This is a genomic window from Vibrio sp. OPT46 (genome assembly GCF_015163535.1).
Lineage (GTDB): Bacteria > Pseudomonadota > Gammaproteobacteria > Enterobacterales > Vibrionaceae > Vibrio > Vibrio alginolyticus.
Genome location: NZ_JADDYG010000402.1, coordinates 1 through 383, shown reverse-complemented (window position 1 = coordinate 383; position 383 = coordinate 1). Strand labels below are relative to the sequence as shown.

The following is a 383-nucleotide window of genomic DNA, read 5'->3' as shown; positions in this document are numbered from 1 at the left end:
GTATCTGTTGGTGAAAGCATAGCAGCAACACCTTTAATCAAAGCCCTTAAGGAACAAAACCCCGAACAATCTATTCTAGTTACAACAACAACAAGTACCGGAGCTGAACAGATTGCTAAGTTGGGTGATTTAATTGAACACCGCTATATGCCAATTGACTTTGGGTTTGCTATCAAAGGTTTTCTTAAAGCAGTGCAACCAAAACAGATGTTGATCATTGAGACTGAGCTGTGGCCAAACACGCTTCACAATGTTCACAAAGCGGGTGTCCCTATAACTGTCGTAAATGCGCGCCTATCTGAAAAATCGTGTCAGAACTACGCCAAAATACAGCGGCTTTTTAACCAGCTTCATCCATGCCTAACTCAAGTACTCTGCCAAAC

At 42.3% G+C, this 383-nt stretch carries 1 protein-coding gene; it reads left to right on the top strand.

The features are described 5' to 3' along the window. Positions 1-383, top strand: a 383-nt coding sequence (locus IQR33_RS18685; protein ID WP_322631784.1) for a glycosyltransferase N-terminal domain-containing protein, incomplete at both ends; no start/stop codon positions are given.